The organism is Streptomyces sp. NPDC057743 (assembly GCF_042798755.1).
Classification (GTDB): domain Bacteria; phylum Actinomycetota; class Actinomycetes; order Streptomycetales; family Streptomycetaceae; genus Streptomyces.
Map to the genome: position 1 here is coordinate 184,421 of NZ_JBHVJX010000009.1, position 26,844 is coordinate 211,264.

Annotated in this window: 21 protein-coding genes; 6 read left to right on the top strand and 15 right to left on the bottom strand. The window is 73.5% G+C overall.

The features are described 5' to 3' along the window. Positions 1-29: 29 nt before the first annotated feature. The 4 genes from ACFVFQ_RS12975 to ACFVFQ_RS12990 all read right to left on the bottom strand — a co-directional run bounded on the left by ACFVFQ_RS12975 (position 30) and on the right by ACFVFQ_RS12990 (position 6,076). Positions 30-1,838: an IucA/IucC family protein gene (locus ACFVFQ_RS12975; protein ID WP_383413670.1), complete on the bottom strand. Its 1,809-nt coding sequence runs from the start codon at positions 1,836-1,838 to the stop codon at positions 30-32. A gap of 114 nt (positions 1,839-1,952) precedes the next feature. Further along, positions 1,953-2,633, bottom strand: a complete 681-nt coding sequence (locus ACFVFQ_RS12980; RefSeq protein ID WP_383413493.1) for a GNAT family N-acetyltransferase — start codon at positions 2,631-2,633, stop codon at positions 1,953-1,955. Between the two features lie 36 nt (positions 2,634-2,669). Beyond that, entirely contained in the window at positions 2,670-4,685 is a 2,016-nt protein-coding gene (locus ACFVFQ_RS12985) for an IucA/IucC family protein (RefSeq protein ID WP_383413496.1), read from the bottom strand. Continuing rightward, complete coding sequence (locus ACFVFQ_RS12990) at positions 4,682-6,076, bottom strand: diaminobutyrate--2-oxoglutarate transaminase family protein (protein WP_383413672.1); 1,395 nt, start codon at positions 6,074-6,076, stop codon at positions 4,682-4,684. The genes ACFVFQ_RS12985 and ACFVFQ_RS12990 overlap by 4 nt, the downstream gene beginning before the upstream one ends. A gap of 285 nt (positions 6,077-6,361) precedes the next feature. Between ACFVFQ_RS12990 and ACFVFQ_RS12995 the strand changes: the two genes are divergently transcribed. Further along, positions 6,362-7,600, top strand: a complete 1,239-nt coding sequence (locus ACFVFQ_RS12995; RefSeq protein WP_383413499.1) for a trypsin-like serine peptidase — start codon at positions 6,362-6,364, stop codon at positions 7,598-7,600. Between the two features lie 127 nt (positions 7,601-7,727). Here ACFVFQ_RS12995 and hflX read toward each other — a convergent pair whose 3' ends face one another. The 6 genes from hflX to miaA form a co-directional block, all read right to left on the bottom strand. Next, on the bottom strand, positions 7,728-9,215 hold the full coding sequence (gene hflX / locus ACFVFQ_RS13000) for a GTPase HflX (RefSeq protein WP_383413502.1): 1,488 nt from the start codon (positions 9,213-9,215) through the stop codon (positions 7,728-7,730). A gap of 237 nt (positions 9,216-9,452) precedes the next feature. Next, complete coding sequence (locus ACFVFQ_RS13005) at positions 9,453-11,117, bottom strand: M1 family metallopeptidase (RefSeq protein ID WP_383413505.1); 1,665 nt, start codon at positions 11,115-11,117, stop codon at positions 9,453-9,455. Between the two features lie 138 nt (positions 11,118-11,255). Next, positions 11,256-13,409 (bottom strand): RelA/SpoT family protein, encoded by a 2,154-nt coding sequence (locus ACFVFQ_RS13010; RefSeq protein WP_383413508.1) that lies wholly within the window; start codon positions 13,407-13,409, stop codon positions 11,256-11,258. Positions 13,410-13,630: 221 nt separating this feature from the next. Beyond that, positions 13,631-14,509: a diaminopimelate epimerase gene (dapF, locus tag ACFVFQ_RS13015; protein WP_383413511.1), complete on the bottom strand. Its 879-nt coding sequence runs from the start codon at positions 14,507-14,509 to the stop codon at positions 13,631-13,633. A 64-nt stretch (positions 14,510-14,573) separates the two neighbouring features. Further along, positions 14,574-15,128: a hypothetical protein gene (locus ACFVFQ_RS13020; protein ID WP_383413514.1), complete on the bottom strand. Its 555-nt coding sequence runs from the start codon at positions 15,126-15,128 to the stop codon at positions 14,574-14,576. A gap of 109 nt (positions 15,129-15,237) precedes the next feature. Next, positions 15,238-16,176, bottom strand: a complete 939-nt coding sequence (miaA, locus tag ACFVFQ_RS13025; protein WP_383413517.1) for a tRNA (adenosine(37)-N6)-dimethylallyltransferase MiaA — start codon at positions 16,174-16,176, stop codon at positions 15,238-15,240. Positions 16,177-16,358: 182 nt separating this feature from the next. Here miaA and ACFVFQ_RS13030 point away from each other — a divergent pair, with 182 nt between their 5' ends. Then, the gene (locus tag ACFVFQ_RS13030; RefSeq protein WP_383413520.1) at positions 16,359-16,943 is read left to right on the top strand and encodes a hypothetical protein; all 585 of its coding nucleotides are present in this window, start codon (positions 16,359-16,361) and stop codon (positions 16,941-16,943) included. 49 nt (positions 16,944-16,992) lie between these two features. Here ACFVFQ_RS13030 and ACFVFQ_RS13035 read toward each other — a convergent pair whose 3' ends face one another. The 3 genes from ACFVFQ_RS13035 to ACFVFQ_RS13045 form a co-directional block, all read right to left on the bottom strand. After that, the gene (locus tag ACFVFQ_RS13035) at positions 16,993-17,715 is read right to left on the bottom strand and encodes a class III extradiol dioxygenase subunit B-like domain-containing protein (RefSeq protein ID WP_383413523.1); all 723 of its coding nucleotides are present in this window, start codon (positions 17,713-17,715) and stop codon (positions 16,993-16,995) included. Between the two features lie 60 nt (positions 17,716-17,775). Then, positions 17,776-19,299: a tRNA (N6-isopentenyl adenosine(37)-C2)-methylthiotransferase MiaB gene (miaB, locus tag ACFVFQ_RS13040; protein WP_383413526.1), complete on the bottom strand. Its 1,524-nt coding sequence runs from the start codon at positions 19,297-19,299 to the stop codon at positions 17,776-17,778. Between the two features lie 79 nt (positions 19,300-19,378). Then, positions 19,379-19,993, bottom strand: coding sequence for a maleylpyruvate isomerase family mycothiol-dependent enzyme (locus ACFVFQ_RS13045; protein ID WP_383413529.1), 615 nt, complete (start codon positions 19,991-19,993; stop codon positions 19,379-19,381). Positions 19,994-20,136: 143 nt separating this feature from the next. On the opposite strand from ACFVFQ_RS13045, the gene ACFVFQ_RS13050 reads away from it, so the two are divergent. Together ACFVFQ_RS13050 and ACFVFQ_RS13055 are read left to right on the top strand one after the other, a co-directional pair. After that, entirely contained in the window at positions 20,137-21,075 is a 939-nt protein-coding gene (locus ACFVFQ_RS13050; RefSeq protein WP_383413532.1) for a LysR family transcriptional regulator, read from the top strand. 48 nt (positions 21,076-21,123) lie between these two features. Beyond that, positions 21,124-22,116, top strand: a complete 993-nt coding sequence (locus ACFVFQ_RS13055; RefSeq protein WP_383413535.1) for a TAXI family TRAP transporter solute-binding subunit — start codon at positions 21,124-21,126, stop codon at positions 22,114-22,116. Positions 22,117-22,452: 336 nt separating this feature from the next. On the opposite strand, the gene ACFVFQ_RS13060 is transcribed toward ACFVFQ_RS13055, so the two are convergent. Next, positions 22,453-23,868, bottom strand: coding sequence for an ATP-binding protein (locus tag ACFVFQ_RS13060; protein ID WP_383413538.1), 1,416 nt, complete (start codon positions 23,866-23,868; stop codon positions 22,453-22,455). Between the two features lie 15 nt (positions 23,869-23,883). Next, entirely contained in the window at positions 23,884-24,627 is a 744-nt protein-coding gene (locus ACFVFQ_RS13065) for a response regulator transcription factor (RefSeq protein ID WP_383413542.1), read from the bottom strand. Between the two features lie 281 nt (positions 24,628-24,908). Between ACFVFQ_RS13065 and ACFVFQ_RS13070 the strand changes: the two genes are divergently transcribed. Beyond that, entirely contained in the window at positions 24,909-25,694 is a 786-nt protein-coding gene (locus ACFVFQ_RS13070) for an amino acid ABC transporter ATP-binding protein (RefSeq protein ID WP_383413547.1), read from the top strand. Positions 25,695-25,809: 115 nt separating this feature from the next. Then, complete coding sequence (locus tag ACFVFQ_RS13075; RefSeq protein WP_383413550.1) at positions 25,810-26,721, top strand: glutamate ABC transporter substrate-binding protein; 912 nt, start codon at positions 25,810-25,812, stop codon at positions 26,719-26,721. The last annotated feature ends 123 nt before the right edge of the window (positions 26,722-26,844 follow it).

The following is a 26,844-nucleotide window of genomic DNA, read 5'->3' on the forward strand; positions in this document are numbered from 1 at the left end:
CTACGCGGGACCACTGACAGCAGGGTCGGTCACGGGGCGTGCAGGGGATTGGGGACGGTGCCGTGGACGGCGGCGTGCGGGCGGTCCCGGCGGTCGCGGTAACCGTCCACGTGCAGCCGGTTGCGGTTCAGACACAGCCGCTCGATCTCCGGGGTGAGCAGGTCGAAGGTCTCCTGCCGCTCCTTGAGGTGCGGGAAGCGCTCGTGGTGCCGCAGGATCTCCGCCCGGACGAGTGACCAGAACTCCCCCTCGGGAACGCCCAGTTGGTCCTCGCACAGCGGCGCGAGATAACGGAAGACGCCGACGAACAGGCCGGAGTGGATGAACTGGGTGAGAAATGCCGGGGGTTCGGTGAGCAGCACCGCCCGGACGTCGTCCGGCATACCGTCGTGCTCCGGCAGCGGCTGGGCGCTGGTGTTGACGTCGTCGACGAAGTCCTTCATGGCCAGCCGGGTGGGGATGTCGTTCTCGTCGAAGACGACGATGGCGTTCTCGCCGTGCGGGGAGAAGACCGTGCCGTACTGGTAGAGGAAGTGCAACAGGGGCGGCAGGAGGGCGGCGAAGAGCCGGGCCAGCCAGCCGTGCGGGGTCAGACCGGAGCGGTCCACCAGTTCCGCGGTCAGCGCGCGGCCCGTGGGGTCGGTCTGGAGCAGTGAGGCCAACGTGCGGGCGCGCTCCCCCGGTAGGAGGTAGCGGGTGAGCGGCTCCCGCCAGATGCAGCCGAGCAACTCCTTGTACTGGTACGGGACTCCGGGCAGCCGGTCGTAGAGGGGGTGCTCGACGGTGACGGAGGCGGTCTCGCCGAGCAGGATCACCCGCGTCTCGTCGCGCAGATACGTATCGCCGTCGCGCAGGGAGTGCATCCAGCCGGTGACGGCGGGGGCGGCGAGGGTCCGTTCGGTGGGCAGGCCGCGCCAGACCAGGGTGTTGAGGATGGACAGCGGGAGTTTGACGGTGCGCGCCTGGGGGCGGGTGAGGTTGAGGAAGGTGCGGATCGACTGCTGCGGGAGGCGGAGGTCGTTGTCAGTGGGCAGCGCGATGATGGATCCGTCGGCGAGTTGCGGGGCGAAGAGCGGGGCGATGGTCTCGTCCCACTGCCAGGGGTGGACGGGGAGGTAGAGGTAGTCGGCCGGGTCGCGGCCGGCGTCGGCGAGGGTGGCGGCGAAGGCGTGTGCGGTGGCGGGGTCGAGTTCCCCGTCGTAGAGGCGATCGGGGGTGGCGAGCGCGGGGACGCCGCGGTAGTGGGCGATGCGGCGGTGGGCGGCGAGCCAGGGCAGCCGCTGCGGGGTGCGGGCCTCGGGGGCCCAGGTCTCCGCGTCGGCGGCGGAGAAGCCGAGCCGGCCCTTGTTGGCGACCAGCCAGGGGTGGCCGGTCTGATGGCCTTCGAGCGCGGCGTAGTCGAGGTCGGCGAGGTCGGCGGCGCTGAGCGCGGTGGCGTCCAGGCGGGTGTCGGCGGCGAGGGTGGCGGTGAGTTCGCGGATGAGGTGGCCGGTGGTGTCGCCGGATAGGCCCAGGACGGTGTCGTGGGCCCGGGTCAGGAAGAGGAGGGGATCGGCGTGCGGGGTGATCGAGCCGGGGTCGACGGACCAGTGCCCGTAGGCACCTCTGCGGGCGGTGAAGCGGTAGGTGAGGTCGTCGGTGACGGGCAGGCGGTAGCGGGTGCGACCGTCGGGGGCCGGGCCGTCGGGTTCGGGGGTGAGGATCTCCTCGTAGGCGAACTCCCCGAGGGTCTTGGCGAACAGCCGGCGGGCGGCACGTTGCCAGGCGTCCTGCGACGGGCCGGGCCCGGACGCGGCGGACGGGCCGGGCCGACCGGCGGGAGCGGAGGGACGAGACACAGGAGGCAAGGTGGGACTCCTCGGTGCGGGACCGGCCGGGCACGTGCGGGGGACAACCGGGCCGGCGGGATGGATGGCGGACGGGGTCGGGGCCGTCGACGGACGGCCCCGGGGTCAGAGATGGTGGCGGTGGGCGCGGTCGCGGACCATCAACGCCGCGCGTTTCTCGGGCAGTTGGATCTCCTCCTCATAGCGGAAGCCGGCGCCCAGGAAGGCCGCGACGGAGGGGGTGTTGCGGAGGTCGGGTTCGGCGATCACGCGTCCGCACCGCGGGCGGCGGTCCAGGACGAGGTCGGCGGTGGCGCGCAGCAGCGCGGTGCCCAGGCCGCGCCCGCGGTCGCGGCCGGCCCCCAACAGCAGGTGGATTCCGGTGTCGTGGGGCCGCGCCGGGTAGTAGCGGGCGACGCGGTCCAGGTCGGCGCGGTAGATCTCCCAGTAGCTCATCGGGACGCCGTCCAGCACGCCCAGGCACGGCACGCTGCGGCCGTCGCCGTCCAGTTGGGCGCGCAGATGGGCGGCGGTGGTCTCCGGGGGCCCGGCCAGCTCCCAAAAGGCGTGCACGGCCGGCTCGTTCATCCAGGCGACGATCCGGTCCAGGTCGCGTCCCAGCTCCACGGGGACGAGGGCGAACGGCCCGGCGGGGGTGTCCGCCGGCGGCCAGGCGGCCAGGTCGTCCAGCAGCGGGCCCGCGGCCGGGGTGGGAGCGGCGGGCGGAGCCGCGCCGGGGTGGGGCGCGGGCGGGTCGCCGTGGGGTGCCTCCGGCGGGGAGGTGAGGCCGGATTCGGTCGGGGACACGTGACGCTCTCCTGTGGGGGCTGGGGTCAACAGGGCCTAGGGCACGAGCGGGTTGGGGACGGTGACGTAGACGGACTGGGTGTCCACCGGGCCGACGAGCTCGTCCAGGCCGTGCAGCCGGGTCGCGAGGTTGGCCTTGCAGCGCAGGGTGCGGGCGGTCAGCAGCAGCTCGGGCAGGGTGGAGCGGTGCGCGGCGGGGGCCGCCGCGGCGTCGGTGAGGAACCGCCGGAAGGCGGCGAGCAGAAGCTCCTCGCGGATCAACCGGGCGGCGCCGAACGCCCCGATGAGGCCGAGGACGTTGTTGATGCCGAGGTAGTAGGCGAAGCGCTCGTCGGTGACGTCGTCGGCGACGAAGGTGTCGCTGGCGGTGCCGATGCCGGGCAGGCGCCGGTCCAGTTCCGCGCGGCGGGAGGTGCGGAAGTAGTAGCCCTGGTTGTCGCGGTAGCGGCCGCCTACGGGCCAGCCCTCGGCGTCCAAGAGGACGAGGGTGTTCTGTTGGTGGGCCTCCAGGGCGACGCCGGCCGTCCCGTCGAGCCAGAGCACGGGCCGGACGACGGCTTCGAGGTAGCGCAGGAACCACTCCGTGGCCACCGCGCCGGCCGGCCGGCCGGTGCGGGCGCTGAGCGCGCCGATGACGCTCTCCAGACGGGAGCGCATCGCACCGTGGTCGGGCCAGGGGCGCGGCGCGGTGAGCCCGGCGATGCAGACGGCGTCGTCGTCGGCGTCGAAGGGCTGGTGGCGGATGACGACGTCCAGGCCCTGGACGGGGGTGCCGTCCGGTCCGTCGACGGCGAGGTAGGCGGGGTCGCGGACGATGTCGAAGCCGGGGGCGGTGGGGAAGGCGGCCTGCCACTGCGCGGCGAGTCCGGTGCGCAGCAGCCGGTGGACCTCGACGCCGCGCAGCAGTTCCTTGCGGAGGTTCTCCCGGCGGGAGTTGGTGATGCGCACGCCCAGGGAGAGCTTGAGCATCGCGGGCGCCCCGGGGCGGCAGACGGTGCGGACGGAGGAGGTGGGGTGCCAGTGGGGGCCGTGCGGGCCGAGGTCGTGCAGCAGTCCGGCGTCGCGCAGGGCGGCGACCTCCGGGCGGGTGGCGAGGTCCCGGGCCTGCCAGGGGTGGAGCGGCAGCGGCACGGTACCCTCGGGCAACGGGAGCCCGTCGCCGGCCAGTTGGGCGGCGAGCTGTCCGGCGGGCACGGTGCGGCCGCGCTCGGTCCAGGCGGAGTCGGCGGCGACGGCGGAGCGGTCGACGGCCATCCAGTGGAGCGGGAAGGAGCCGCGGAGTTCGGGCGAATAGGCGTGGACCTCGGCGTCGGTGAGGCCCTCGCGGCTCTTGGGTGTGGGGTGCAGGGGGTGGCCCAGGAGGAGCGACTGCTCGGCGTCGAGGAAACGGGAGCCCGGGTCCTGCGCGGGGTGGGCGCGCCGGTCGGCGATGAACAGGGCGGTGGTGCGCACGGAGTTGGCGACCCGGCCGACCAGTTCGGCGCCGTCGCCGTCCGGGGCCTGCGGGGCCTGCGCGCCGGGCGGTTCGTCGCCGTCGGCAACCCGGTGTTCGCCGCCGTCCGAGGCCCGCCGGTCGCCGCCGTGTGCGGCCTCTCGGCGCAGCAGCGCGGCGAGGGTGACGGCGTCCAACGGGGCGGAGCCGGGCGGGGTGCCTTCGAGGGTGGGGGCGCCCAGGCGGTGCCAGCCGGTGGGCGACCAGTGGCGGACGGGGACGTGCAGGGCGGTGGCGCTGGCGTGCAGGGCCAGCCGCAGCCGGCCGCCGGCGGGGCGGGGGGTGTCGTGCTCCCGGATCCAGCAGCGCAGCAGGTTCTCGATGCCGGCGGCGTCGGCGGCGACGGCCGGGTCCGGGTGGTCGAGGGGGTCGGCGTCGGGGTGGCGCACGGGGTCGTGGGCGCCGCGATGGCCGGCGGCCGGGGTCTGTTGGTGGCAGGTGTCGTCACCGGGGCGGCGCTGTTGGCGGGGGACGGCCGGTTCGACGAGGCCGGCGCCCGGTGGGTGGGCGGGGAACCGTTCGGCGGCCTGGGTGCCGTCGTGGCCGGGGCGTTCGTTCATGCGGGGGTGCCTCGCAGGGGGGTGGGGGGTGAGCTCGGGGGCCCGGGGGTGGCGCGGACGGCCGCCGCGATGGCGTCGGCGAGCCGGTCGAGGACCGCGTCCGCCTGTTCGTCGGTGAGGGTCAGGGGTGGCAGCAGGCGGACGACGGCGGAGTGCCGGCCGCCGAGTTCGACGATCAAGCCGCGGTCCAGACACGCCTGTTGGACGGCGGCGGCGAGCGCCGGGGCGGCGGGGCGGGCGCCGAGCGGGTCGGCGTCGGCGTCCCGGTCGACGAGTTCGACGCCGAGCATCAGCCCGCTGCCGCGGACGTCGCCGATGCAGTCATGGGCGGCGGCGACCTCACGGAGCCGGGCGAGCATCGTGGCGCCGAGCTCGGCGGCGCGGGCGGCCAGGCCGTTGCGGCGGACGTAGGCGAGGGTGGCGGTGCCGGCGGCCATGGCGAGTTGGTTGCCGCGGAAGGTGCCGGCGTGCGCGCCGGGGCGCCAGGCGTCCAACTCCTCGCGGTAGACGACGACCGCGAGCGGCAGGCTGCCGCCGATCGCCTTGGACAGCACGAGCACGTCGGGCACGATGCCGCTCTGTTCCACGGCCCAGAAGGTGCCGGTGCGGCCGACGCCGGTCTGCACCTCGTCGACGATCAGCGGGATGTCGCGGGCGGCGGTGATCTCCCGCATCCGGCGCAGCCAGCCGGCCGGGGCGGGGATCACGCCGCCCTCGCCCTGGACCGGTTCGAGGATCATTCCGGCGGGCCGGGGCACCCCGCCCTTGGGGTCGTCGAGGAGGTTCTCGGTCCAACGGGCGGAGAGTTCGGCGCCGTGCTCGCCGCCGGCCCCGAACGGGCAGCGGTAGGCGTAGGGGTAGGGAAGCCGGGTCACGCCGGGGTGCCGGGCCCCGGCGGAGGCGGCCAGGGCGTCGGCGGTCATGCCGTGGTAGGCGCCGGAGAAGGCCGCGAGTCCCTGGCGGCCGGTGGCGGCGCGGACGAGGGTGAAGGCGGCCTCGACGGCGTCGGTGCCGGCCGGGCCGCAGAACTGGATCCGCCCCTTTTCGGCCAACTCCCCGGGCAGAGTGGCGAACAGCTCCGTGGTGAAGGCGTCCTTGACCGGGGTCGCCAGGTCGAGGACGTGCAGCGGCGCACCGGAGTCGAGGACGGCGCGGATGGCCTCCAGGACCACGGGGTGATTGTGGCCGAGCGCCAACGTGCCGGCCCCCGAGAGGCAGTCGAGGTAGCGCCGGCCGTCGGCGCCCTCGATGGTCAGCCCGCGGGCGCGCACCGGGACGATCGGCAGCGAGCGCGCATACGTGCGGGCGGCGGACTCACGCAGGGCCTGGCGGCGCAGGATCCCCCCGTGGGCCGGCGGTGCGGCCGCCGGCACGATTTCGGTCAACGCCACGGCAGTTGTGTCCTCCTGGCTGGTGAACTGCTGGATACCGCTGCGGCCGACGGGCAGCCCGGCCGTCCCCCGTACGTACCAACGACGGCACCGGCGTGGGAACACGGGGCGGCGTCAAGATCCTTGACGGCGGGAACCGGGGCCCCGGGTACCGTCGTCCCCCCGGTCACCGGCATAGTGGGGGGCTGCACCCGGATCTTGCGGTTCATGACAAGGCCCGCGACGGGGGCTCCACTCCTGAGCCGGACCGGCTCAATCCGTTTGACACAGGGGGAGATTCCGCCCATGCGACCGATACGCCCGCCCGCCGCCCCTCACCGCCCCGGGAGGAGGGCGCTGCGCGCCCGCAGGTCCCCCGTCCTGGCCGCCGCCGCGCTCACCGCCGTCGTGGCGCTGACCGCGACCGGTTGCGGACCGTCGGGCGACAACGCGGACGCCAAGCCCACCGAGGCCGCCCAGGACACCTCGGGCGGGGGCGCGATCAAGATCCCCAAGGATCTCCAGGACAAGCTCAAGCAGCACGGCGTCGACCTGGACAAGTGGAAGAACGGGGAGTGGAAGAACTGGGACAAGGACAAGTGGCTCCGGGAAGCCGGGGAGTTCATCAACCCGATCATCAAGAACTTCTGGAACCCGGACAAGATCGACAAGGTCAAGCCGCCCCAGGATCCCAGCAAGCCCTCTGACATCACCGAGGACCAGGGCAAGACCGACCCGGAGCCGGCGGCGGTCGCCGCGCAGCCGGTGAAGACGCCCTACACCGCCTCCGCGCCGGGCGTCGGCCTGCTGCTGTTCAGCACGCCGCAGGGCGAGTCCCGTTGCTCCGCCACCGTGGTCAAGGACCCGGCGCACCCGGGCAAGTCCAACCTCGTGTGGACCGCCGCGCACTGCGTGCACGCCGGCAAGAACGGCGGTTGGTACCGGAACATGATGTTCGTCCCGAACTTCAACCGGACCGGGGCACCGGCCACCCAGATGAAGACCACCCCGTTCGAGGACCGGGTCCCGTCGGGCAAGTGGTGGGCGGACGACATGTCGACGTCCAAGGAGTGGATCAAGGACGGCGGCGCCGTGCCGGGCGTCCCGATGGCCCCGTACGACTTCGCGCTGATGCACGTGAAGCCGGAGGAGAACACCGGCGGCAAGTCGCTGGAGGAGATGGCCGGTGGCGCCTACGCCGTCGACTTCAACGCGCCGGCGATGTCGAAGATCCCGAGCCTGACGGCGCAGGGGTACCCGGCCGAGCCGCCGTTCGACGGTGCGGTGCAGCAGTCCTGCACCGACAAGCCGACCCGGCTGTCGCTGGACGCCAAGAAGCCGACCATGTACCGCATCGGCTGCACCATGACCGGCGGTTCGTCCGGTGGCCCCTGGTTCATCAAGGGCTCGGACGGCAAGCCGGTGCTGGTCTCCAACATGTCGATGGGGCCGCGCCCGGCCCGTTGGTCGGCCGGCCCGCACCTGGGCGCCGAGGCCAAGTCCCTCTTCGACGCGATGAGCAAGAAGTGGGCGAACCAGCAGTAGCGGTGTGAGCGGGCGGCGTCGACGGCGCCGCCCGCCCGTGGCACACAAGGGCGAGGGCCCGCCCCCGGTCTCCCGGGGGCGGGCCCTCGTCGTCTCGTGCGTACGCCGCGCGCGCCCGCCCGGACCGTCAGGCGGCCTGGACGAACGGCCGGAACTCGGCGGCCAGTTCCTCGTGGACCCGGGCCTTGAGCATGGTGCCGTCGGCGGTGTGCTCCTCGGAGATGACCTCGCCCTCGGCGTGCGCCCGCGAGACCAGGGCACCCTGGGTGTAGGGCACCAGCACCTCGATCTCGACCTGCGGACGCGGGAGTTCCGCATCGAGCAGGTCGCGCAGCTCCGCGATGCCCTTGCCCGTGCGGGCGGAGACCACCAGGGCGCGCTTCTCCTGGCGCAGCAGCCGCTGGAGCGTCAACGGGTCGGCCGCGTCGGCCTTGTTGACGATGACGATCTCGGGCACGTCGGTGGCACCGACGTCGCGGATCACCTCGCGGACCGCCGCCAGCTGCTCCTCCGGCACCGGGTGCGAGCCGTCGACCACGTGCAGGATCAGGTCGGCATCGGCGACCTCCTCCATCGTGGAGCGGAACGCCTCGACGAGGTGGTGCGGCAGGTGACGGACGAAGCCGACGGTGTCGGCGAGGGTGTAGAGCCGCCCGCTGGGGGTCTCGGCCCGCCGGACGGTCGGGTCCAGGGTGGCGAACAGGGCGTTCTCCACCAGGACTCCGGCGCCGGTGAGGCGGTTCAGCAGCGAGGACTTGCCGGCGTTGGTGTAGCCGGCGATGGCGACCGAGGGGACCTTGTTGCGCCGGCGCTCCTGGCGCTTGACGTCCCGGCCGGTCTTCATCTCCGCGATCTCCCGGCGCATCTTCGCCATCTTCTCGCGGATCCGCCGCCGGTCCGTCTCGATCTTGGTCTCACCGGGACCACGGGTGGCCATACCGCCGCCGGCCGAGCCGGAGCCACCGCCACCCATCTGACGGGACAGCGACTGACCCCAACCGCGGAGCCTGGGGAGCATGTACTGCATCTGTGCCAGCGAGACCTGCGCCTTGCCCTCCCGGGACTTGGCGTGCTGGGCGAAGATGTCGAGGATCAGGGCGGTGCGGTCGACCACCTTGACCTTGACGACGTCCTCAAGGTGGATCAGCTGGCCCGGCGAGAGCTCACCGTCGCAGACCACGGTGTCCGCCCCGGACTCCAGCACGATGTCACGCAGCTCCAGGGCCTTGCCGGAGCCGATGTAGGTGGCCGGGTCGGGCTTGTCGCGGCGCTGGATGACGCCGTCGAGCACCATGGCGCCGGCGGTCTCGGCCAGCGCGGCCAGCTCGGCGAGGGAGTTCTCCGCGTCCTGCACCGTCCCGGACGTCCAGACGCCGACCAGCACCACGCGCTCCAGGCGCAGCTGCCGGTACTCGACCTCGGTGACGTCCTCAAGCTCGGTGGAGAGCCCGGCGACGCGGCGCAGTGCCGCGCGCTCGGAGCGGTCGTACTGGTCGCCGTCGCGCTCCCCGTCGATCTCGTGGCTCCAGGCGACGTCCTCTTCCATCAGGGCGTCGGCCCGAAGGCTCTCGGGGAGGCGCTGCCGGTCCTGCGGAAGGGAAGAAGAGGAGGTCATTTGATCCTTCGCGTCGTAGGGCGCCCCGGGGACCGGTCGGTCCCGCCGGGGCTGGCGGTGGCTGTGCCGTTCGGTTTGCTCAACGTCCGGGCCGTCCCGGAGATTCCCGGGGCCCGGCCGTCGTCGGCCCGTTGATGGTCGCACGGCCGGGAGACGGGCGTCACGCGGGTTTCCGGGTGGCTGCGCGCGAGCGGATGCGCGGGGTCCGGCCACGGGTCGCCCGCTCCCGGCCGACGGTCACCGTCGGTGGAGGTGCGCTGCACCGGGTGTGGCCAGGGCTTGCCGCCCGCGGGTGTGCGCGGCCTTCCCGTTGGCCGGCGTCCGCCCCTGCACCGTGGTCCTCCCGTTCACCGGGGCCTGCTTGGTCGCCGCCTGGGGCTTCCACTCGGGGTGGCCGGGCATCGGCGGGGTCTTGGCGCCGTAGAGCCACTCCCAGAAGAAGCCGGAGAGGTTGTGGCCGTAGACCTCGGAGGCGAGGTTGATGAAGTCGGCGGTGCCGGCCACCCCGTCGCGGTGCTTGGCCACCCACTCCCGCTCCAGGCGGTCGAAGCCGGCCTGGCCCATCTTGTCCCGTAGGGCGTAGAGCACCAGGGCGCTGCCGTCGTAGATCATCGGGCGGAAGATGCCGATCTTGCGGCCTTGTTCGGGGACCTTGGGCAGGGCCGGCGGGCCGGCCTCCGCCCGCCAGCCGTCGGACATCTGGTAGGCGTGCCGCATCCTGGCCTCCATGGAGGCGCGGGGGCCGCCCTTCTCCTGGGCGTAGAGGGCCTCGTACCAGGTGGCGTGGGCCTCGTTGAGCCAGACGTCGGACCAGCGGCGGGGGCTGACGCTGTCGCCGAACCACTGGTGGGACAGCTCGTGCACCATCACCGACTCCACGTACCAGCTGGGCAGTTGGGCGATCCCGAAAAGTCGCTTCTCGAAGAGCGAGAGGGTCTGGGTCTCCAATTCGAAGCCGGTGCTGGCGTCGGCGATCAGCACGCCGTACGTCTCGAACGGGAACCGCCCGACCTTCCGCTCCATCCAGGCGATCTGCTCCGGCGTCTTGGCGAGCCAACGGGCGAGCGGGCCCCGGTCGGTCGCGGCGACGACGTCGCGCAGCGGCAGCCCGTGCGGACCGCGGTGCGACAGCACGACGGACCGCCCGATGGAGACCTGGGCGAGCTCGGTGGCCATGGGGTGGGAGGTGCGGTACGACCAGGTGCGGCGCGGGCCGCGGGTGCCCTCCCCTACAGGCAGCCCGTTGGCGACCGCCGTCAGGCCGCGCGGCGCGGTGACGTGGAAGGTGAAGTACGCCTTGTCGGAGGGGTGGTCGTTGCAGGGGAAGACCCGGTGCGCGGCGTCGGCCTGATTGGCCATCGCCAGCCCGTCCTTGGTGCGGATCCAGCCGCCGTTGCCCTTGCCGCGCGGGTCGCTGGTGTGGTGGACGACGACCCGCAGCTGCTGGCCGGGGAAGACGTGCACGGTCGGGGTGAGCACCAGGTGCTCACCGGCCTGCTCGTGCCGGGCGGGCAGCCCGTTGATGAGGACGGAGCTCACCGAACCGGCGGCGAAGTCGAGGTTGACGTGGTCGAGGTTGGCGGCGGCCCGGGCGTTGATGACGGTGACGGCGTCCAGCGGCCGGTCGTTGCGGCCCGAGTAGTCCAGGGAGATGTCGTACGAGGTGACGTGGTAGCCGGGGTTGCCGAGCGTCGGGAAGAGGCGGTCGCCGATGCCCTCCGGCTCGGGGGGCGGCGGGGCCGCGGCGAGGGTGGCGGCGATCGCGAGGCCGAGGGCGGCGGCCCGGCGGGGGATCCGGCCGCGGTGCGGGCCGGTCCGGCCGGATACGGAACGGCCGGCGGCGGTGCGGTGGGGGGCGGGCCCGTCGGGCTCGCGGGAGGGACGGCGCAAGGGAACGGACATGGGCTACCGCTATCAGCGCGGCCCGCCTGCAAGTGGACGGCACGGCAGCACGGCACCCGAACGAGCGGCACCTGCGCCATCCGGCTTGCGCCCGCGCGCCCGATCTGTCCCGGTCGCGCGGTGCCCTTCGTGCGGCCCCTAGGAACGCACGGTCGCGGCGGCCCGGACCACGTCGAAGACGCCGGGCACCTGGCGCATCGCGCGCATCAGGGAGGGCAGCCCGTCGGCGTGCGGCAGGTGAAGGGTGTAGGTGTGCCGGACCAGTTGCTCGTGCGGGGGCTCCACAGCGGCGGAGACCACGGCGACGCCCTGCGCGGCGATCGCCTCGGTGAGGTCGGGCAGCAGGTGCGGCCGGCTGAACGCCTCGGCCAGCAGCGTCACCCGGCAACCGGGGCCGCCCTTGCCTGCACCCCGCCAGCGCACCCCGACCGGCTGCCGGCCCATCGCCGCCATCCGGGCCACCGCGGGACACAGCGCGCGGTGCACGGTGACGGTGCCGCCGCGGACGGCGAAGCCGGTGACGGTGTCCGGCGGCACCGGGGTGCAGCAGCCGGCCAACCGGACGGTGGCGCCGGGCAGATCGGCCACCGCGAGGCCGGAGGCGGCCGGTGCGCGCTCCGGGCCGGCGGGACGGTGGCCGGGAGCGCGGCGGCGTTCGCTGCGCCGGCCGGCGGGCGCGGCGGCCGGCTCGCCGGGGCCCTCGGGCCGGGCCAGCCACCGGGAAATGGCGAGCCGGGCGGCCGGCGTCCGGGCGTGGTCGAGCCACTCCGGCGAGGGGCCGGCGGAGTCCTGGGCCATCAGCAGGTGGAGGCCGTCGCCGTCGTGCAGAACCGTGCCGAGGGTGGCGAGGCGGCCGTTGACCCGGGCGCCGATGCAGCCGTGCGCGGCCTCGCCGTACCGGGCGTAGGCGGCGTCCACGCAACTCGCCCCGGCGGGCAGCCCGATGGGGGTGCCGGGGCCGTCCGCTGCGGCGTCGGTGCAGAAGACGGCGATCTCGCCTTCCTGGGCGAGATCGTCGCGGAGCGAGGTCCAGAAGGTGTCCGGGTCGGGGGTGGTGCGCTGCCAGTCCAGGAGCCGGTCGAGCCAGCCGGGGCGGGTCGGGTCGGCCCGCTCGCCCTCGGGGGCGTCGGCGCCGTCGGTGGGGGCGTACGGGTTGCCCAGGGCGATCACGCCGGCCTCGGCGACCCGGTGCATCCGGTGGGTACGGATCAGCGTCTCGGCGATCTCGCCGCCCGCACCGGTGATGGCGGTGTGCAGCGACTGGTAGAGGTTGAACTTGGGGGTGGCGATGAAGTCCTTGAACTCCGAGACCACCGGGGTGAAGCAGGTGTGCAACTCCCCCAGCACGGCGTAGCAGTCGGCGTCCTCTGCCACCAGGACCAGCAGCCGGCCGAGGTCCGCGCCGGTGAGCCGGCCGCGCGCCAGCAGGACCCGGTGTACGGAGACGAAGTGCCGCGGCCGGACGAGGACTTGGGCGTCGATGCCGGCGTCGGCCAGCACCACCCGGGCCCGGTCGGCGATCGCGGCGAGCGGGTCGGGGCGGCCGGCGTAGGACGCCACCAGCTGCTGGGTCTCGGCGTACTCGTCGGGGTGCAGCACCGCGAAGACCAGGTCCTCCAGCTCGGTCTTGAGCGCCTGGACGCCCAGGCGTTCGGCGAGCGGGATCAGCACGTCGCGGGTGACGCCGGCGATCCGGGCCTGCTTCTCCGGCCGCATCACGCCGAGGGTGCGCATGTTGTGCAGCCGGTCGGCCAGCTTGATGGACATCACCCGCACGTCGTTGCCGGTGGCGACGAGCATCTTGCGGAAGGTCTCCGGCTCGGCGGCCGCGCCGTAGTCGACCTTCTCCAGTTTGGTGACGCCGTCGACCAGGTAGCAGACCTCGGCGCCGAACTCCGCCCGCACCTGATCGAGCGTCATCTCGGTGTCCTCGACGGTGTCGTGGAGCAGCGAGGCGGTCAACGTCGTGGTCTCCGCGCCCAGTTCGGCGAGGATCAGGGTGACCGCGAGCGGGTGGGTGATGTACGGCTCGCCGCTCTTGCGCAACTGGCCGCGGTGCGAGGACTCGGCGCGTTGGTACGCCCTGCTGAGGGTGTCCAGGTCGGCGTCGGGATGGTGGTGGCGGTGCACCTTGGCGACGTGTTCCAGGGCGTCGGGGAGTCCGTCGCGGGGGGCCGGGCCGAGCAGTGCGGCGCGGCCGATGCGGCGCAGCCCCCGGAGCGCCGGCCGGGGGCCGCCGCGCCAACGGCCGGCTGTTTCCGGGTTACCAGGGTTCGTGGCCTCTGCGCTCATGGGCACCTCCGGCGGCGTCGACCGGCGGTGGGGCGTCGTCAGTTCGGGCGCCCGGGCCGGTGCTTGATGCTACCGAGCCCATCACGCAGCGCTGTCCGCCTCTCGCTCAGCGTGAATCGGACCACCCATTCGAGGGAAGTTTCTGGCCGGAATCGTTTCTTCTCGCCGAAACCGCTTCCCCTGGTCGAGGGGCGTGCTCCGGCGCCCCTCGGCCGACGCCGTCAGCCGGCAAGCGCGCCGGTCAGCCACTCCGGCGCGAAGGTGCCCTCGGCGACGATCACGGCCGGCCCGGTCATCTCGACCGTGCCGTCCGGCAGCTCGGTGATGGTCAGCGCGCCGCCCAGCACGTCGACGGTGTACGTCACCGGGGTGCCGGTCGCGGCCGGGTCCAGGCCGTCCCGGCGGGCGGTGGCGACGGCCACCGCGCAGGCGCCGGTACCGCAGGAACGGGTCTCGCCGGAGCCGCGCTCGTGCACCCGCATCGCCACGTGGCGCGGGCCGCGGTCCACGACGAACTCGATGTTGACGCCCTCCGGATAGACCTCGGCCGGGCCGAACTGCGGCTGCTCGCGCAGCTCCCCGGCGTGCGCCAGGTCCTCGACGAACGCGACGGCGTGCGGATTGCCCATGTTGACGTTGCGGGCCGGCCAGCTGCGGCCGTCGACCTCGACCACCACACCCTCCTCGGGCAGCGCGGCGCGCCCCATGGAGACCGTGACGTCACCGGACTTGGCGAGGTGGACCCGGCGCACCCCGGCGCGGGTGGCGATCGCCAGGTCGCCCGCCTCGACCAGGCCGGCGTGCAGGAGGTACCGGGCGAAGACCCGGACGCCGTTGCCGCACATCTCGGCGATCGAGCCGTCGCCGTTGCGGTAGTCCATGAACCACTCGGCCTCGTCGGCCATCGCCCGGGCCTCCGGGTGCGCGGCCGAGCGCACGACGCGCAGCAGGCCGTCGCCGCCCACTCCGGCGCGGCGGTCGCAGATCCTCGCGACGGCGGTCGCGGGGAGGTCGAGCCGGCCGTCCGGATCCGGGACGATCACGAAGTCGTTCTCGGTGCCGTGGCCCTTGAGGAAGGCGATGCGCTGGGTGCTGGTCACTCCTGAATCCTACGGGGAGGACGCGGCACCGGCCGGACGGGGCGGGGGCCTGTGGACAACGGCCTCAGCGGAGGCGGGCGACCCGCCAGATGGCCAGCGCGGCGAGCACGGCGACCACGGCGGCGTAGAGCAGCACCACCCGCCAGCTGGCGCGGCCCCCGGAGCCGCGGACCGGGAGGCCGGGCCAGGTGTGGCCGACCCGGCGGGCGGCCATCATGCCGGTGCCGGCGGCGCAGCAGCACAGCAGCAGGCCGAGCATCGCGATCACCGCGCCGCCGTCGCCGCCGAGCTCGAAGGCCAACGGGAAGGCGAACATCAGCGAGCCGAGGGCGGCCAGCGCCACGATCGGGGCCAGCTGCCACCAGCGCAGCCGCCGGGGCGGGCGCAGGTCGCGGAAGGACTCCCCGCCCTCGGGCGCCGGGGCCTGCTCCGCATCGGGCCCGTCGGAGGCGTCGAGGGTGACGGGGTGGCCGTCCGGGATGCCGTCGTCGGGTGCGTGGGGGCGGCCGTGCGGCTGCTGGTGGGTGCCGTGGACCGCCCGGTCGTCCTCGGGTGACGGTGCCGCGCCGGTGCCGTCCCGGTCCGGCTGTTGGGCTCTCTTGCGAGGGCTGGCCTCCATTGCCACGCGCCCTCCCCACTGCCAGATTGCACGCCTCGATCGAAGGTCGATGATGACACGCCCTCAGGGGCCGGGATGACGGCCGGAGCGTCCCGATGCCATGACGTGATCAGGCTGTGACCGGTCGTTCGAGCAACGCCAGTGCCAGCGCGGGGAGCTCGGCCCGACGGTCCGCCGCACCGCTGAGCCAGTGGACCCGCGGGTCCCGGCGGAACCAGGAGTCCTGGCGGCGCGCGAAGCGCTTGGTGGCGCGCACCGTCTCGTCCCGCGCCTGCTGCTCGGTGCACTCCCCGGCCAGATGGGCGAGCACCTGTTGGTAGCCCAGCGCCCGCGAGGCGGTGCGGCCCTCGCGCAGCCCCTCGCCCTCCAGCCGGCGCACCTCGTCGACCAGGCCGTCCTCCCACATCCGGTCGACCCGGGTCGCGATCCGCTCGTCGAGCTCGGGACGCTCGACGTCCACGCCGATCTGGAGGGTGTCGTAAACGGATTCGTGGCCGGGGAGGTTGGCGGTGAACGGGCGGCCGGTGATCTCGATGACCTCCAGGGCGCGCACGATCCGGCGGCCGTTGCCGGCCAGGATGGCGCGGGCGGCCTCCGGGTCGGCGGCGGCGAGCCGGGCGTGCAGCGCGCCGCTGCCCAGCTCGGCGAGTTCGGCCTCCAGGCGGGCGCGGATGGCGGGGTCGGTGCCGGGGAACTCCATGACGTCGAGGGCGCCGCGGACGTAGAGACCGGAGCCGCCGACCAGGACCGGGGTGCGGCCCTCGGCCAGCAGCCGGTCGATCTCGGCGCGGGCCAGCCGCTGGTACTCGGCGACGTTGGCCCCGCGGGTGACGTCCCAGATGTCCAGGAGGTGGTGCGGAACGCCCTGCCGCTCCTCGGGGGTGAGCTTGGCGGTGCCGATGTCCATGCCCCGGTAGAGCTGCATCGAGTCGGCGTTGATGACCTCGCCGCCCAGGTGTTGGGCGAGCGCGACGCCCAGGTCGGACTTTCCGGCCGCGGTGGGGCCGACGACGGCGATGACCCGCGGTGCGGGGGCGACGGTGTTCACCCCGTCAGTCTCGCAAACCTCACGGACTCATCTCGAACGAGCGACGTGACGGCGCACCTGCGGCGTCGTTGCCAGATGACGAGATCCCGAACGCCGGTGCGCTGCCGGGGCCCGTCGGGCGGCGCAAGCGGACGCTCCGGGCGACGAGGGATTTCCCCCACACGAGGAGCGTAGGAGCAGTTATGGGCGTGTTTTCGCGGTTCCGCCGGCGCAAGGACGACGCGGCGCAGGAGAGCGCCGCGGCGGCGGAAACGGGGGCGCAGGCCGCCAAGGAGGCGGCACCGGGTACGGACGACGCTGCCGCCCCAGAGGCGTCCAAGGCGGCAGCTCCCCCACCGGAGTCGGAGGTGCAGGCAGCGGAGGACGGCGCTCCGGACGACGCGCGGGACGGCGCGCAGGACCGGGCAGCGGAGCCGGCAACCGGCTCGGGCGCGGGCGCGGAGCCGGATGCGCCGGCGGATGCGCCGGCGGGTGAGGCGACGGACCCGGCGGCGGCCGCGGAACCGGGGGCAGTCGAGGCTGGAGCCGAGGCCCCATTGGAGCCCCGGGCAGAGGCTCAACCGGACGCCCCGGTGGACGTGGACGACGAGCCGGTGGAGGCCGCGGCGCCGGACGAGGCCGCAGAGGCGGCTGCCGATGTGGCGGTGGACGAGGCGGTGCCGGAGCCCGTGGGTGCGGCCGTTGCGGAGGGCGGCACCGGGATCCCGCGGCAGCAGTCGGGGCCGGTGGCGGCGGACCGCGCGGCCGGCGAGGGCGCGCGGCAGTAGCCGCCCGCGGCCGGGCGCGGCCGGGACGCTCGCCCGGCCGCGCCACCGGCTACGACCAGGCCGCCACCGCGTACCCGACGCCGTACGGGGCCTCCTCGCGCAGCAGTTGGCCGCGCAGCCCGGCGCCCTCGGCGGCGCCCGCGAGGACCTGCCAGCAGGACCGCCCGGAGACCAGCAGGTCGGCGGCGAGCCCGGCATCCAGGGCGGCCAGCGCTTCGGTGTCGGCGGCGCCCAGGGCGCGGGCCGCGGCGGTGTCGAACGGCTCGGCCCGCTCGTCGAAGTAGCCGGGCGCCTTGACCGTGCGGCGCGCGCTGCCGTCGCCGAGCACCAAGAGCGCCACCCGGGACGCGGAGTCGGCGAGCTCCCGGCCCAGCGGCAGACAGTGGTCGAGCGGCAGCCGCTCGGCCACCCCGAGCCCCTCCAAGGGCGCATCGGCCCACGCCGTACGGGACAGCAGCCAGGCGCCGACGGCCAGTGAGGGCGGCAACTGCGGCCCGTTAGCCGCCAGTTGGGCGTCGGCGGCCCCCAGCGTCACGTCGAGGTCCACGCCGAACCCGCGGAACGAACCGGGGGTGCCCTGCGGATACCGCCCCACGTCGGCCTCGTCGGTCACCGGGCCGAGCACGACCAGCCGGTCGGGCCGGGCCGCGGCGAGCACCCCGACGGCGTCCACGCAGGCGGCCCGCACCGGGTCGAGCTCCGGTGCGGCGCCCGCGGCGACCTCGGGAACGAGCAGCGGCGGACAGGGGCAGAGAGCGGCGGCTACGAGCATGCACGCAGCGTAACGCCAGGCTCCCCGCGCCCGTCCACGGCCGGTGGGAGGCGGTCGGGGTCAGTCGCAGCCGCAGCCCGGCGTGACGGCCGGCAGCGGCTCGGGGGCACCGATCTTCGGCAGGCCGAGCATCACCCCGGCCGGCTTGGCGGCCTCCGCCGCGTTGCGCTTCTCCCAGGCGTCGCCGGCGCGGGTGCGGCGGACGTCCAGGACGGGGCCCTCGGCCAGGAGGTGGTGCGGGGCGGCGTAGGTGACCTCGACGGTGACCACGTCACCGGGGCGCACCGGCTGGTCCGGCTTGCTGAAGTGGACCAGGCGGTTGTCGGGCGCGCGCCCGGAGAGCCGCTGGGTGGCGTCGTCCTTGCGGCCCTCGCCCTCCGCGACCATCAGCTCCAGGGTGCGGCCGACCTGCTTCTTGTTCTCCTCCCAGGAGATCTCCTCCTGGAGGGCGACCAGGCGCTCGTAGCGGGCCTGCACGACCTCCTTGGGGATCTGGCCGTCCATCTCGGCGGCCGGGGTGCCGGGCCGCTTGGAGTACTGGAAGGTGAACGCCTGGGAGAACCGGGCCTCGCGCACGACGTGCATGGTCTGCTCGAAGTCCTCCTCGGTCTCGCCGGGGAAGCCCACGATGATGTCGGTGGTGATGGCCGCGTGCGGGATGGCGGCGCGCACCTTCTCGATGATGCCGAGGTAGCGCTCCTGGCGGTACGAGCGGCGCATCGCCTTCAGGACGGTGTCCGAGCCCGACTGGAGCGGCATGTGGAGCTGCGGCATCACGTTGGGCGTCTCGGCCATCGCCGCGATCACGTCGTCGGTGAAGTCGCGCGGGTGCGGGGAGGTGAAGCGGACCCGCTCCAGCCCCTCGATCGAGCCGCAGGCCCGCAGCAGCTTGCTGAACGCCTCGCGGTCGCCGATGTCGGAGCCGTAGGCGTTGACGTTCTGGCCGAGCAGGGTGATCTCGGAGACGCCCTCGGCGACCAGGGCCTCGACCTCGGCCAGGATGTCGCCGGGCCGGCGGTCCTTCTCCTTGCCACGCAGGGCCGGGACGATGCAGAAGGTGCAGGTGTTGTTGCAGCCGACCGAGATGGAGACCCAGGCCGCGTAGGCGCTCTCCCGGCGGGTCGGCAGCGTGGACGGGAACGCCTCCAGCGAGTCGGCGATCTCGACCTGCGCCTCCTCCTGGACACGGGCGCGCTCCAAGAGGACGGGCAGCTTGCCGATGTTGTGCGTGCCGAAGACGACGTCCACCCAGGGCGCCTTCTTCACGATGGTGTCGCGGTCCTTCTGCGCCAGGCAGCCGCCGACCGCGATCTGCATACCGGGCCGCCGGGCCTTGACCGGCGCCAGCCGACCGAGGTTGCCGTACAGCCGGTTGTCGGCGTTTTCGCGCACCGCGCAGGTGTTGAAGACGACGACGTCGGCCTCACCCTCACCGGTGCCCTCGGGGGCCCGTACGTAGCCCGCGCCCTCCAACAACCCCGAAAGCCGCTCGGAGTCATGGACGTTCATCTGGCACCCGTAGGTGCGCACCTCGTACGTTTTCACTTCCGCCACTGCTCCGCCGGCCACGTCGTTACCGCTCACCCGTCCAGGGTACGGGCTCCCGGCGCGGCCTTCGGCGGCCGTGCGCGCGAGGCGGCGCCACGGGGCCGGTGGGCCGGCGTCATGCGGCGGCGAAGCGGGCCCGCGGTGCGCCGCGGAGCCGGCCGGGCGGGAGCTTCCGTCCGAACGCGACCAGCAGCAGGTCCTGGGCGCTGCCGTGGAGCGGGTCCCCGGTGCCGTAAGACCAGTCGAGGTCGTCGGCATGCAGCGCCACCCCTTCGAGGTCGACGCCGAAGAACTTCATGCCACGTGGGGTGAGGCCGTCCAACAGGACCCGTAGGCGGTCCTCGGGGACGCGGCGGTCCAGGCCGAGCGGGACGGCGATGTCCAGGCCGTGCACGACGTCGTGGCCCAGGGCCGCCGCGAAGCCGCCGACCGGCGGGGTCCAGGGGTGGTGCGCGTGGTCCCGGAGGGCGGCGGCGAGGGCGGCCGGCGGAAGGGCCGCGGCGTCCTTACGGGCGAGCCGGTCGGTCATCCGGTGCAGGCCCCGGGCCCTGACCAACTCGGCGACGACCCGGGGGAACGCGTAGCGAAAGCCCATGGACATGTGGGCGGCGACCTCCCGCACCCGCCAGCCCGTGCACAGCGAGGGCGCGTCCCACTGCTCGGGCGTGAGGGCGTCCAACAGGTCGGCCAGCTCGCGTCGTTCGGCGGCGATCGCGGCGCGGATGTCCATGGTTCCTCCCCGTCTCCGGTCCGGCCCCGGTGGGCGGGTGGGCCGGTAGGTCTCCAGGATCTTGCCGAGCCCCGTCATAAGTCCAAGAGCCGGTTCTTCTCCTCTCTAGAACCCGTGGTGATGGGGCTGCAGAATGCGTGGTCATGGAGCTTCGACAGTTGCATTACTTCGTCGCGGTGGCGGAGGAGGCCAACTTCACCCGGGCCGCGGCCCGTCTCCACCTGGCGCAGCCGGGGGTCAGCGCGCAGGTCCGGCAGCTCGAACGGGAGCTGGGGCAGCCCCTGTTGGACCGCTCGGGACGGTCCGTGACGCTGACCGAGGTGGGCGCTGCGGTGCTCCCGTATGCCCGGGCCGCGCTGGCCGCCGTCGAGGGGGCGCGGCAGACGGTGGCGGAGTTCACCGGGTTGCTGCGCGGCCAGGTCACCCTCGGGCTGGTGTCGGGGGCGGCCCCGGCGCGGGAGGCGGAGGTGGCGTCCTTGTTGGCGGACTTCCACGACGCGCATCCCCAGGTGGACGTCGCGCTCGCCGCGGACAACTCGGAGCGGATGCTCGCGGCGCTGCAACGGGGCGAGTTGGACGTGGCGTTGCTGGGGACCGCCGAGGCGGAGCCGCCGGCGGGGCTGTCGTTCCAGATCGTGGCCGACGAGCCGCTGGTGGCGGCGGTCGCCCCGGACAGCCCGCTGCTGGCGGTCGCGGAGGACGGGCGGATCCCGCTGACCGCGCTGCGTGACCGCCCTCTGATCAGCCTGCCGCGCGGCACCGGGATCCGCGGGGTGCTGGAACGCGCCTGCGCCGACGCCGGATTCCGGCCGCGGATCGCCTTCGAGGCGGCCGGACCGCAACTGCTGGTCGGGCTCGCGGCCCGCGGTCTGGGCGTGGCGGTGGTCCCGGAATCCGCCGCGGCGGCGGACCCAGGACTCCGCACGCTGGCCTTCCGCGGGGCGCGGCCGCGTGGCCGGATCGTGCTGGCCTGGCGGGCGGACGGACCGGCCGGACCGGCGGCCCGGACGCTGCTGGAGCGGCTGCGGACGGCCTTGGGAACAGCGGGCGGGAGGGGTGTCTGGACGGAGGCGAAGACGTAACGTTTCGCCCCCTCCCGCTGGCGCGCCGGGGCTGGCAGGATCTCGCCCATGGCAACGCTCCCCCGACCCGGCCGCCGCCGGGCGCTGACCGCTGCAACCGCGGCGCTGGCCCTCCTGGGGCTGGTGCTGTGGTTCGTGCAGCCGGGCCGGCCGCCCGCGCCCCGGGGGCGGGTGACGATGGCCACCGGCCTCCCGACCGGGGTGTACGCGCGGTACGGCGAGCTCCTCAAGGGCGACCTCGCGCGCGATCTACCGGGCGTCGACGTGCGGCTGCAACGCAGCGAGGGCTCGCTGGACAACCTGCGCCAACTGGCCGGCGGGCGGGCCTCGTTCACCATAGCCACGGCGGATGCGGTGGCCGCCTACAAGGACCGGCACGAGCCCGGCGCGGACCGGCTGCGGGCCTGCGCCCGGCTCTACGACGACTACATGCAGCTGGTGGTGCCCCGGGGCTCGGCGGTGCGCTCGGCCGCCGATCTACGGGGGTTGCGGGTGGGCGTCGGCGCCGACGGGTCGGGCGTCCAACTGATCACCCGGCGGCTGATGCTGGCGGCCGGACTGGACTTCGACCGGGACATCGTCCCGGTGCGGGTGGGCATCGACCGGATGCCGCGGATGCTGGAGCACCACGACCTGGACGCGTTCTTCTGGTCGGGCGGGCTGCCGACGACGGCGGTGCAGCGGCTGGCGCAACGCTTCCCGGTGCGGCTGGTGCAGCTCGGCGACCTGATCCCGGCGCTACACCGGCAGGGCGCGCCGACCCGCTACTACCGGGCAGCGGTGATGCCCGCCGACGCCTATCCGCGGGTCCAGGACGGGCAGACGGTGAAGACCATCGCGGTGGCCAATCTGCTGGTAACCACGGACCGGGAGGACGCGTCGCTGACGTTCGGGATCACCAGGACCGTCATCGACAGCCGGGACGCGATCGGGCACGTGGTGCACGCGGCGCAGAACGTGGACCTGCGGACCGCGGTGTTCACCGATCCGCTGCCGCTGCACCGGGGCGCCCGGAACTACTACGTCTCCGTGAAGCAGTGAGTGACCGAGTCGGTCTCTCGGTCGCGCCGTCGGCCACGCGGTCACCCGGTCACCCGGTGAGTGACGCGTTGCCTGGGGCGACGCGGGGCGCAGGTCGGCGCAATGGCTCGGTGCAATAGATCGGTGCAATGCGGGCAAGATCGAGGCATTGCAGTGAGGTAGCACCGCATTGCGCCAGCACATTGCGCCCCGTGCGGTGGCGCAATGCATCGACATAACCGCGGTGCAATCACGACCCAATTCACGGCGCAATCACGGCACCGCCGCAGGGCAATCGCACAGCAACCGAACCGCATTCACGGGCCAACATCGCCCGCGACAGGACCACTTCGCCCCTCAAGGCCCCGTCCGCGGTACCGCGACCGTGACCTCCAGGCCGTGCGGTGGGTGCGGCGCATAGGCGAGGGTGGCGCCACCGGGAGCGAGCAGGGCACGGGTGATGGACAGGCCGAGGCCGGAGCCGGAGACGTTCTGATGGCGGTTGCTGCGCCAGAACCGGTCGCCGATCCGGGCCAGTTCGTCCTCGGTCAGCCCGGGGCCGCGGTCGGCGACGGTGATGGTGACGCGTTCGCCGTCGGGCGCCACCGCCACCGTGACCGGTTCCCCGGCCGGGGTGAACTTCAGGGCATTGTCGACGACCGCGTCCAGCGCGCTGGAGAGGGCGATCGGGTCGCCCCAACCGGTGACCGCTGGCTGCCCTTCGTAGACGAGGCGTACGCCCTTGTCCTCGGCCAACGGGCGCCAGGCGTCGACGCGTTCGGCGGCCAGCGCCGCGACGTCCAGCAGCCTCAGGTCGGCGGCGGAGTGCTCGGCGAGCGCCAGGTCCAGGAGGTCGTCCAGGACCCGGGCCAGCCGCTTGCCCTCGGTGCGCACCGAGGCGATCTCCTCGTTGTCCTCGGGGAGTTCGAGGGCCAGCAGCTCGATCCGCAGCAGCAGCGCCGAAAGCGGGTTGCGCAGTTGGTGGGAGGCGTCGGCGACGAAGGCGCGCTGCTGTTCCAGGACGTCCTCGACGTGGTCGGCCATCTCGTTGAACGAGCGGGCCAGCCGGCGGAGTTCGGGCGGCCCCGCGGTGCCGGCCACCCGGGCGTTCATCCGGCCGGTGGCGATGTCGTGGCTGGCCGCGTCGAGCACCCGCACCGGCCGCAGCACCCAGCCGGTGAGTCGGACCGCCGCGCCGACCGCGACCAGCATCGCCGCGGCCTCCCCCGCCGCGATCAGCAGCCACTCGTGCAGGATGCGGGCCCGCATCCGCCCGGTGGGCGAGTCGGTGACGACCACCGCGACCACGTCGCCGTCCCGGATGACGGGCGAGGCGACCGGGATCCGACCGGCGTTGTCCCAGGGCCAGACCTGGCGCGGGTCGTGGCTGCGGCGGCCGGCCAGCGCCTCGTTGAACGCCTGCGCGCTCTCGCCGCCCGTGGGCACCGTCAGATCGTGCGGGGCGGCGGCCATCGGGGTGCGGTCCCGGTAGAAGACGCCGGCGCGGATGCCGTAGAGGGCGTGGTAGCGGGTGAGTTCGGCCCGGAGGGTGGCCAACCGCTCGTCCTCCTCGGGGGTCTTGTTGCCGGCGGAGGAGTCGGGGCGCGCGGTGACGAACTGGGCGAGGGAGGCGAACCGGGCCGCGTCGTCGATCCGGTCGACCACCACCTTCTGCTGCTCCACGCCGGCGGTGATCACCCCCAGCGGCATGCCGAGCGCCAGCAGCACGCCGGCCATCAGGACGATAAGGAGCGGGAGGAGTCGGGCGCGCACGGGCCGGGGCAGCCCTCAGGAGGCCGGCGGCCGGGCGCCCGCGACGGCGCCGGCGGCCGGCACGACCAGGCGATAGCCGACGCCGCGCACCGTCTCGATCAGCGCCGGCATCCGCAACTTGGCGCGGAGCGAGGCGATGTGCACCTCCAGCGTGCGGCCGGTGCCCTCCCAACTCGTCCGCCACACCTCGCTGATGATCTGCTCCCGGCGGAAGACCACACCGGGCCGCTGCGCGAGCAGCGCCAGCAGGTCGAACTCCTTGCGGGTGAGCGGGACGACGGCGCCGTCCACGGACACCTGGCGGGTGGGGAGTTCGACGGTGAGCGGCCCGAGCCGCAGCGGCTCGCCGGGGCCGCCCTCCTCGACCGCCACCTCGCCGGGCACGCCCGCGGCGCCGGTGCGCCGGCTCACCGCGTGGATACGGGCCAGCAGTTCGCCGGTGTCGTAGGGCTTGACGACGTAGTCGTCGGCGCCGAGGTTGAGGCCATGGATCCGGGAGCGGACGTCGGAGCGGGCGGTGACCATGATGACCGGCGTCGCGGAGAGCCGTCGGATCCGGCCGCACACCTCGAAGCCGTCCTGGTCGGGCAGCCCGAGGTCGAGCAGCACCACCGCGAACGGCTCGGCCTCGTCCGGCAACAGGGCCTGGAGCGCCTCCTCGCCGCTGCGGGCGTGCACGACGGTCAGGCCGTGCCGGGCCAGCACCGCGGACAGGGCCGCGGCGACGTGATCGTCGTCCTCGACGAGCAGCAGTCTCATCCGGCCCTCCTTCCGGTGTGCGTACGGGCCACAGGGCATCTACGGCGATGGGTGGCCCGCCCGTCAAGAGGCGGTCGCCTCCGGGGCACCATCCGTTACCCAGCCGGTACCCCCGACGTCCTACCGTCGGTACGGGCGCCCGTCACCGGCCGCCCCGACCCTCACACTCCGCTTCCGTTTGCGGCCGGATCGTTATGCTCAATTCTCCCTCAGATGTAATGACGCTGGTCGCAGGGCGTCATTAGGGTCCTCCCAACCGAGGAGGACGGAGCTGTACGCCGATGAGCGAAGTACCGGTGACCCAGACCGCCGGGGGACTTGCGCCCACGGGAGACCCGTTGGTCGTGCTGGACCACGTCAACAAGCACTTCGGCGCACTGCACGTGCTCCAGGACATCAACCTGACGATCCGGCGCGGCGAGGTGGTCGTGGTGATCGGGCCCTCCGGGTCCGGCAAGTCCACGCTGTGCCGCACCATCAACCGCCTGGAGACGGTGGACACCGGCAGCATCAGCATCGACGGCAAGCCGCTGCCCCAGGAGGGCCGTGAACTGGCCCGGCTGCGCGCCGACGTGGGCATGGTGTTCCAGTCCTTCAACCTCTTCGCACACAAGACGGTGCTGGAGAACGTGGTGCTGGGCCAGACCAAGGTCCGCAAGACCGACAAGGCGACCGCGGAGCGCAAGGCCCGGGCGCTGCTCGACCGGGTCGGCGTCGGCGCCCAGGCGGAGAAGTACCCCGCGCAGCTCTCCGGCGGCCAGCAACAGCGGGTGGCGATCGCCCGCGCCCTGGCGATGGACCCGAAGGTGATGCTCTTCGACGAGCCGACCTCGGCGCTCGACCCGGAGATGATCAACGAGGTGCTGGAGGTCATGCAGCAGCTCGCCCGGGACGGCATGACGATGGTCGTGGTCACCCACGAGATGGGGTTCGCGCGCTCCGCGGCGAACCGGGTGGTCTTCATGGCGGACGGCAAGGTCGTCGAAGAGGCCGAGCCGAACCAGTTCTTCAACAACCCGCGCAGCGACCGGGCGAAGGACTTCCTCTCGAAGATCCTCCACCACTGATTTCCCCCTGATCTCTCACCGATCTCCCACTGATTTCTCCCTGAATTCCCCCCACTACGGGCCGCGGTTGGGCCTTCGTGATTTCCAACACCTGCTGAACAAAGGGATGTTCACCATGAGGATGCGTAAGACGGCCGCCGCGGGTGCGGTGGTGCTCGCACTGGCGGCGACGGCGACCGCGTGCGGGGGCCAGTCGGGCACGGCCGGCGACAAGCAGGCCGGCTCCGACGTCTACAGCGGCACCTACAAGGTCGCGCAGGGCGTCAACATCGACTCGCCGACGTTCAAGAAGGCCAAGAAGGCCGGCCAGATCGCCGTCGGCGTCAAGGCCGACCAGCCCTTCCTCGGCTTCAAGGACCCGGCCACCAACAAGTACTCCGGCTTCGACATCGAGATCGCCAAGATGATCGCCGCCGACCTGGGCTTCTCCGAGAAGCAGATCAAGTTCGACACCATCGACTCCAACGTCCGCGAGACCACCATCTCCAAGGGCCAGGTCGACTACTACGTCGGCACCTACACCATCAACGACGAGCGCAAGAAGCAGGTCAGCTTCGCGGGCCCGTATTACACCGCCGGCGCCGACCTGCTGGTGCGCAAGGACGACAAGAACATCACCGGGCCCGACTCCCTCAAGGGCAAGAAGGTCTGCTCGATCGTCGGCTCCACCCCGCTCCAGGAGATCAAGAAGCCCAAGTACGGCGCGGTCACCACCGAGATGTCGAAGTACTCGGACTGCGTGAAGAACCTGCTGGACGGCTCGGTCGACGCGGTCACCACCGACGACGCGATCCTCAAGGGCTACGCCGCCCAACGCCCCGACAAGCTGCGGGTGGTGGGCAAGCCGTTCACCAAGGAGCCCTACGGCGTCGGCCTGAACAAGGACGACAAGGCGCTGCGCGACGCCATCACCACCGCGCTGGAGAACCACATCAAGAACGGCGACTACAAGAAGGCGTACGAGGGCACCCTCGGCAAGTCCGGCTCCCCCTACGTCGCCCCGGACACGCCGCTGCCGCGCTACTGACGGCCCGCACCGCACCGCGCCGCCCCGTACGCCCGCCGCGACGGGTGTACGGGGCGCGCTGCCCTCGCGCGCCCCGCCCTCCCCGCGAGGCGGTGCCCCGTAGTCCCCCGCCGCCGCCCGCCG

Excerpts from the sequence above, each read along its gene's own strand:
- ACFVFQ_RS12985 (WP_383413496.1), bottom strand. The coding sequence starts at position 4,685 with ATGAACGAACGCCCCGGCCACGACGGCACCCAGGCCGCCGAACGGTTC.
- ACFVFQ_RS12995 (WP_383413499.1), top strand. The coding sequence starts at position 6,362 with ATGCGACCGATACGCCCGCCCGCCGCCCCTCACCGCCCCGGGAGGAGG.
- hflX (WP_383413502.1), bottom strand. The coding sequence starts at position 9,215 with ATGACCTCCTCTTCTTCCCTTCCGCAGGACCGGCAGCGCCTCCCCGAG.
- ACFVFQ_RS13005 (WP_383413505.1), bottom strand. The coding sequence starts at position 11,117 with ATGTCCGTTCCCTTGCGCCGTCCCTCCCGCGAGCCCGACGGGCCCGCC.
- ACFVFQ_RS13010 (WP_383413508.1), bottom strand. The coding sequence starts at position 13,409 with ATGAGCGCAGAGGCCACGAACCCTGGTAACCCGGAAACAGCCGGCCGT.
- ACFVFQ_RS13020 (WP_383413514.1), bottom strand. The coding sequence starts at position 15,128 with ATGGAGGCCAGCCCTCGCAAGAGAGCCCAACAGCCGGACCGGGACGGC.
- ACFVFQ_RS13030 (WP_383413520.1), top strand. The coding sequence starts at position 16,359 with ATGGGCGTGTTTTCGCGGTTCCGCCGGCGCAAGGACGACGCGGCGCAG.
- ACFVFQ_RS13035 (WP_383413523.1), bottom strand. The coding sequence starts at position 17,715 with ATGCTCGTAGCCGCCGCTCTCTGCCCCTGTCCGCCGCTGCTCGTTCCC.
- ACFVFQ_RS13045 (WP_383413529.1), bottom strand. The coding sequence starts at position 19,993 with ATGGACATCCGCGCCGCGATCGCCGCCGAACGACGCGAGCTGGCCGAC.
- ACFVFQ_RS13050 (WP_383413532.1), top strand. The coding sequence starts at position 20,137 with ATGGAGCTTCGACAGTTGCATTACTTCGTCGCGGTGGCGGAGGAGGCC.
- ACFVFQ_RS13055 (WP_383413535.1), top strand. The coding sequence starts at position 21,124 with ATGGCAACGCTCCCCCGACCCGGCCGCCGCCGGGCGCTGACCGCTGCA.
- ACFVFQ_RS13065 (WP_383413542.1), bottom strand. The coding sequence starts at position 24,627 with ATGAGACTGCTGCTCGTCGAGGACGACGATCACGTCGCCGCGGCCCTG.
- ACFVFQ_RS13070 (WP_383413547.1), top strand. The coding sequence starts at position 24,909 with ATGAGCGAAGTACCGGTGACCCAGACCGCCGGGGGACTTGCGCCCACG.
- ACFVFQ_RS13075 (WP_383413550.1), top strand. The coding sequence starts at position 25,810 with ATGAGGATGCGTAAGACGGCCGCCGCGGGTGCGGTGGTGCTCGCACTG.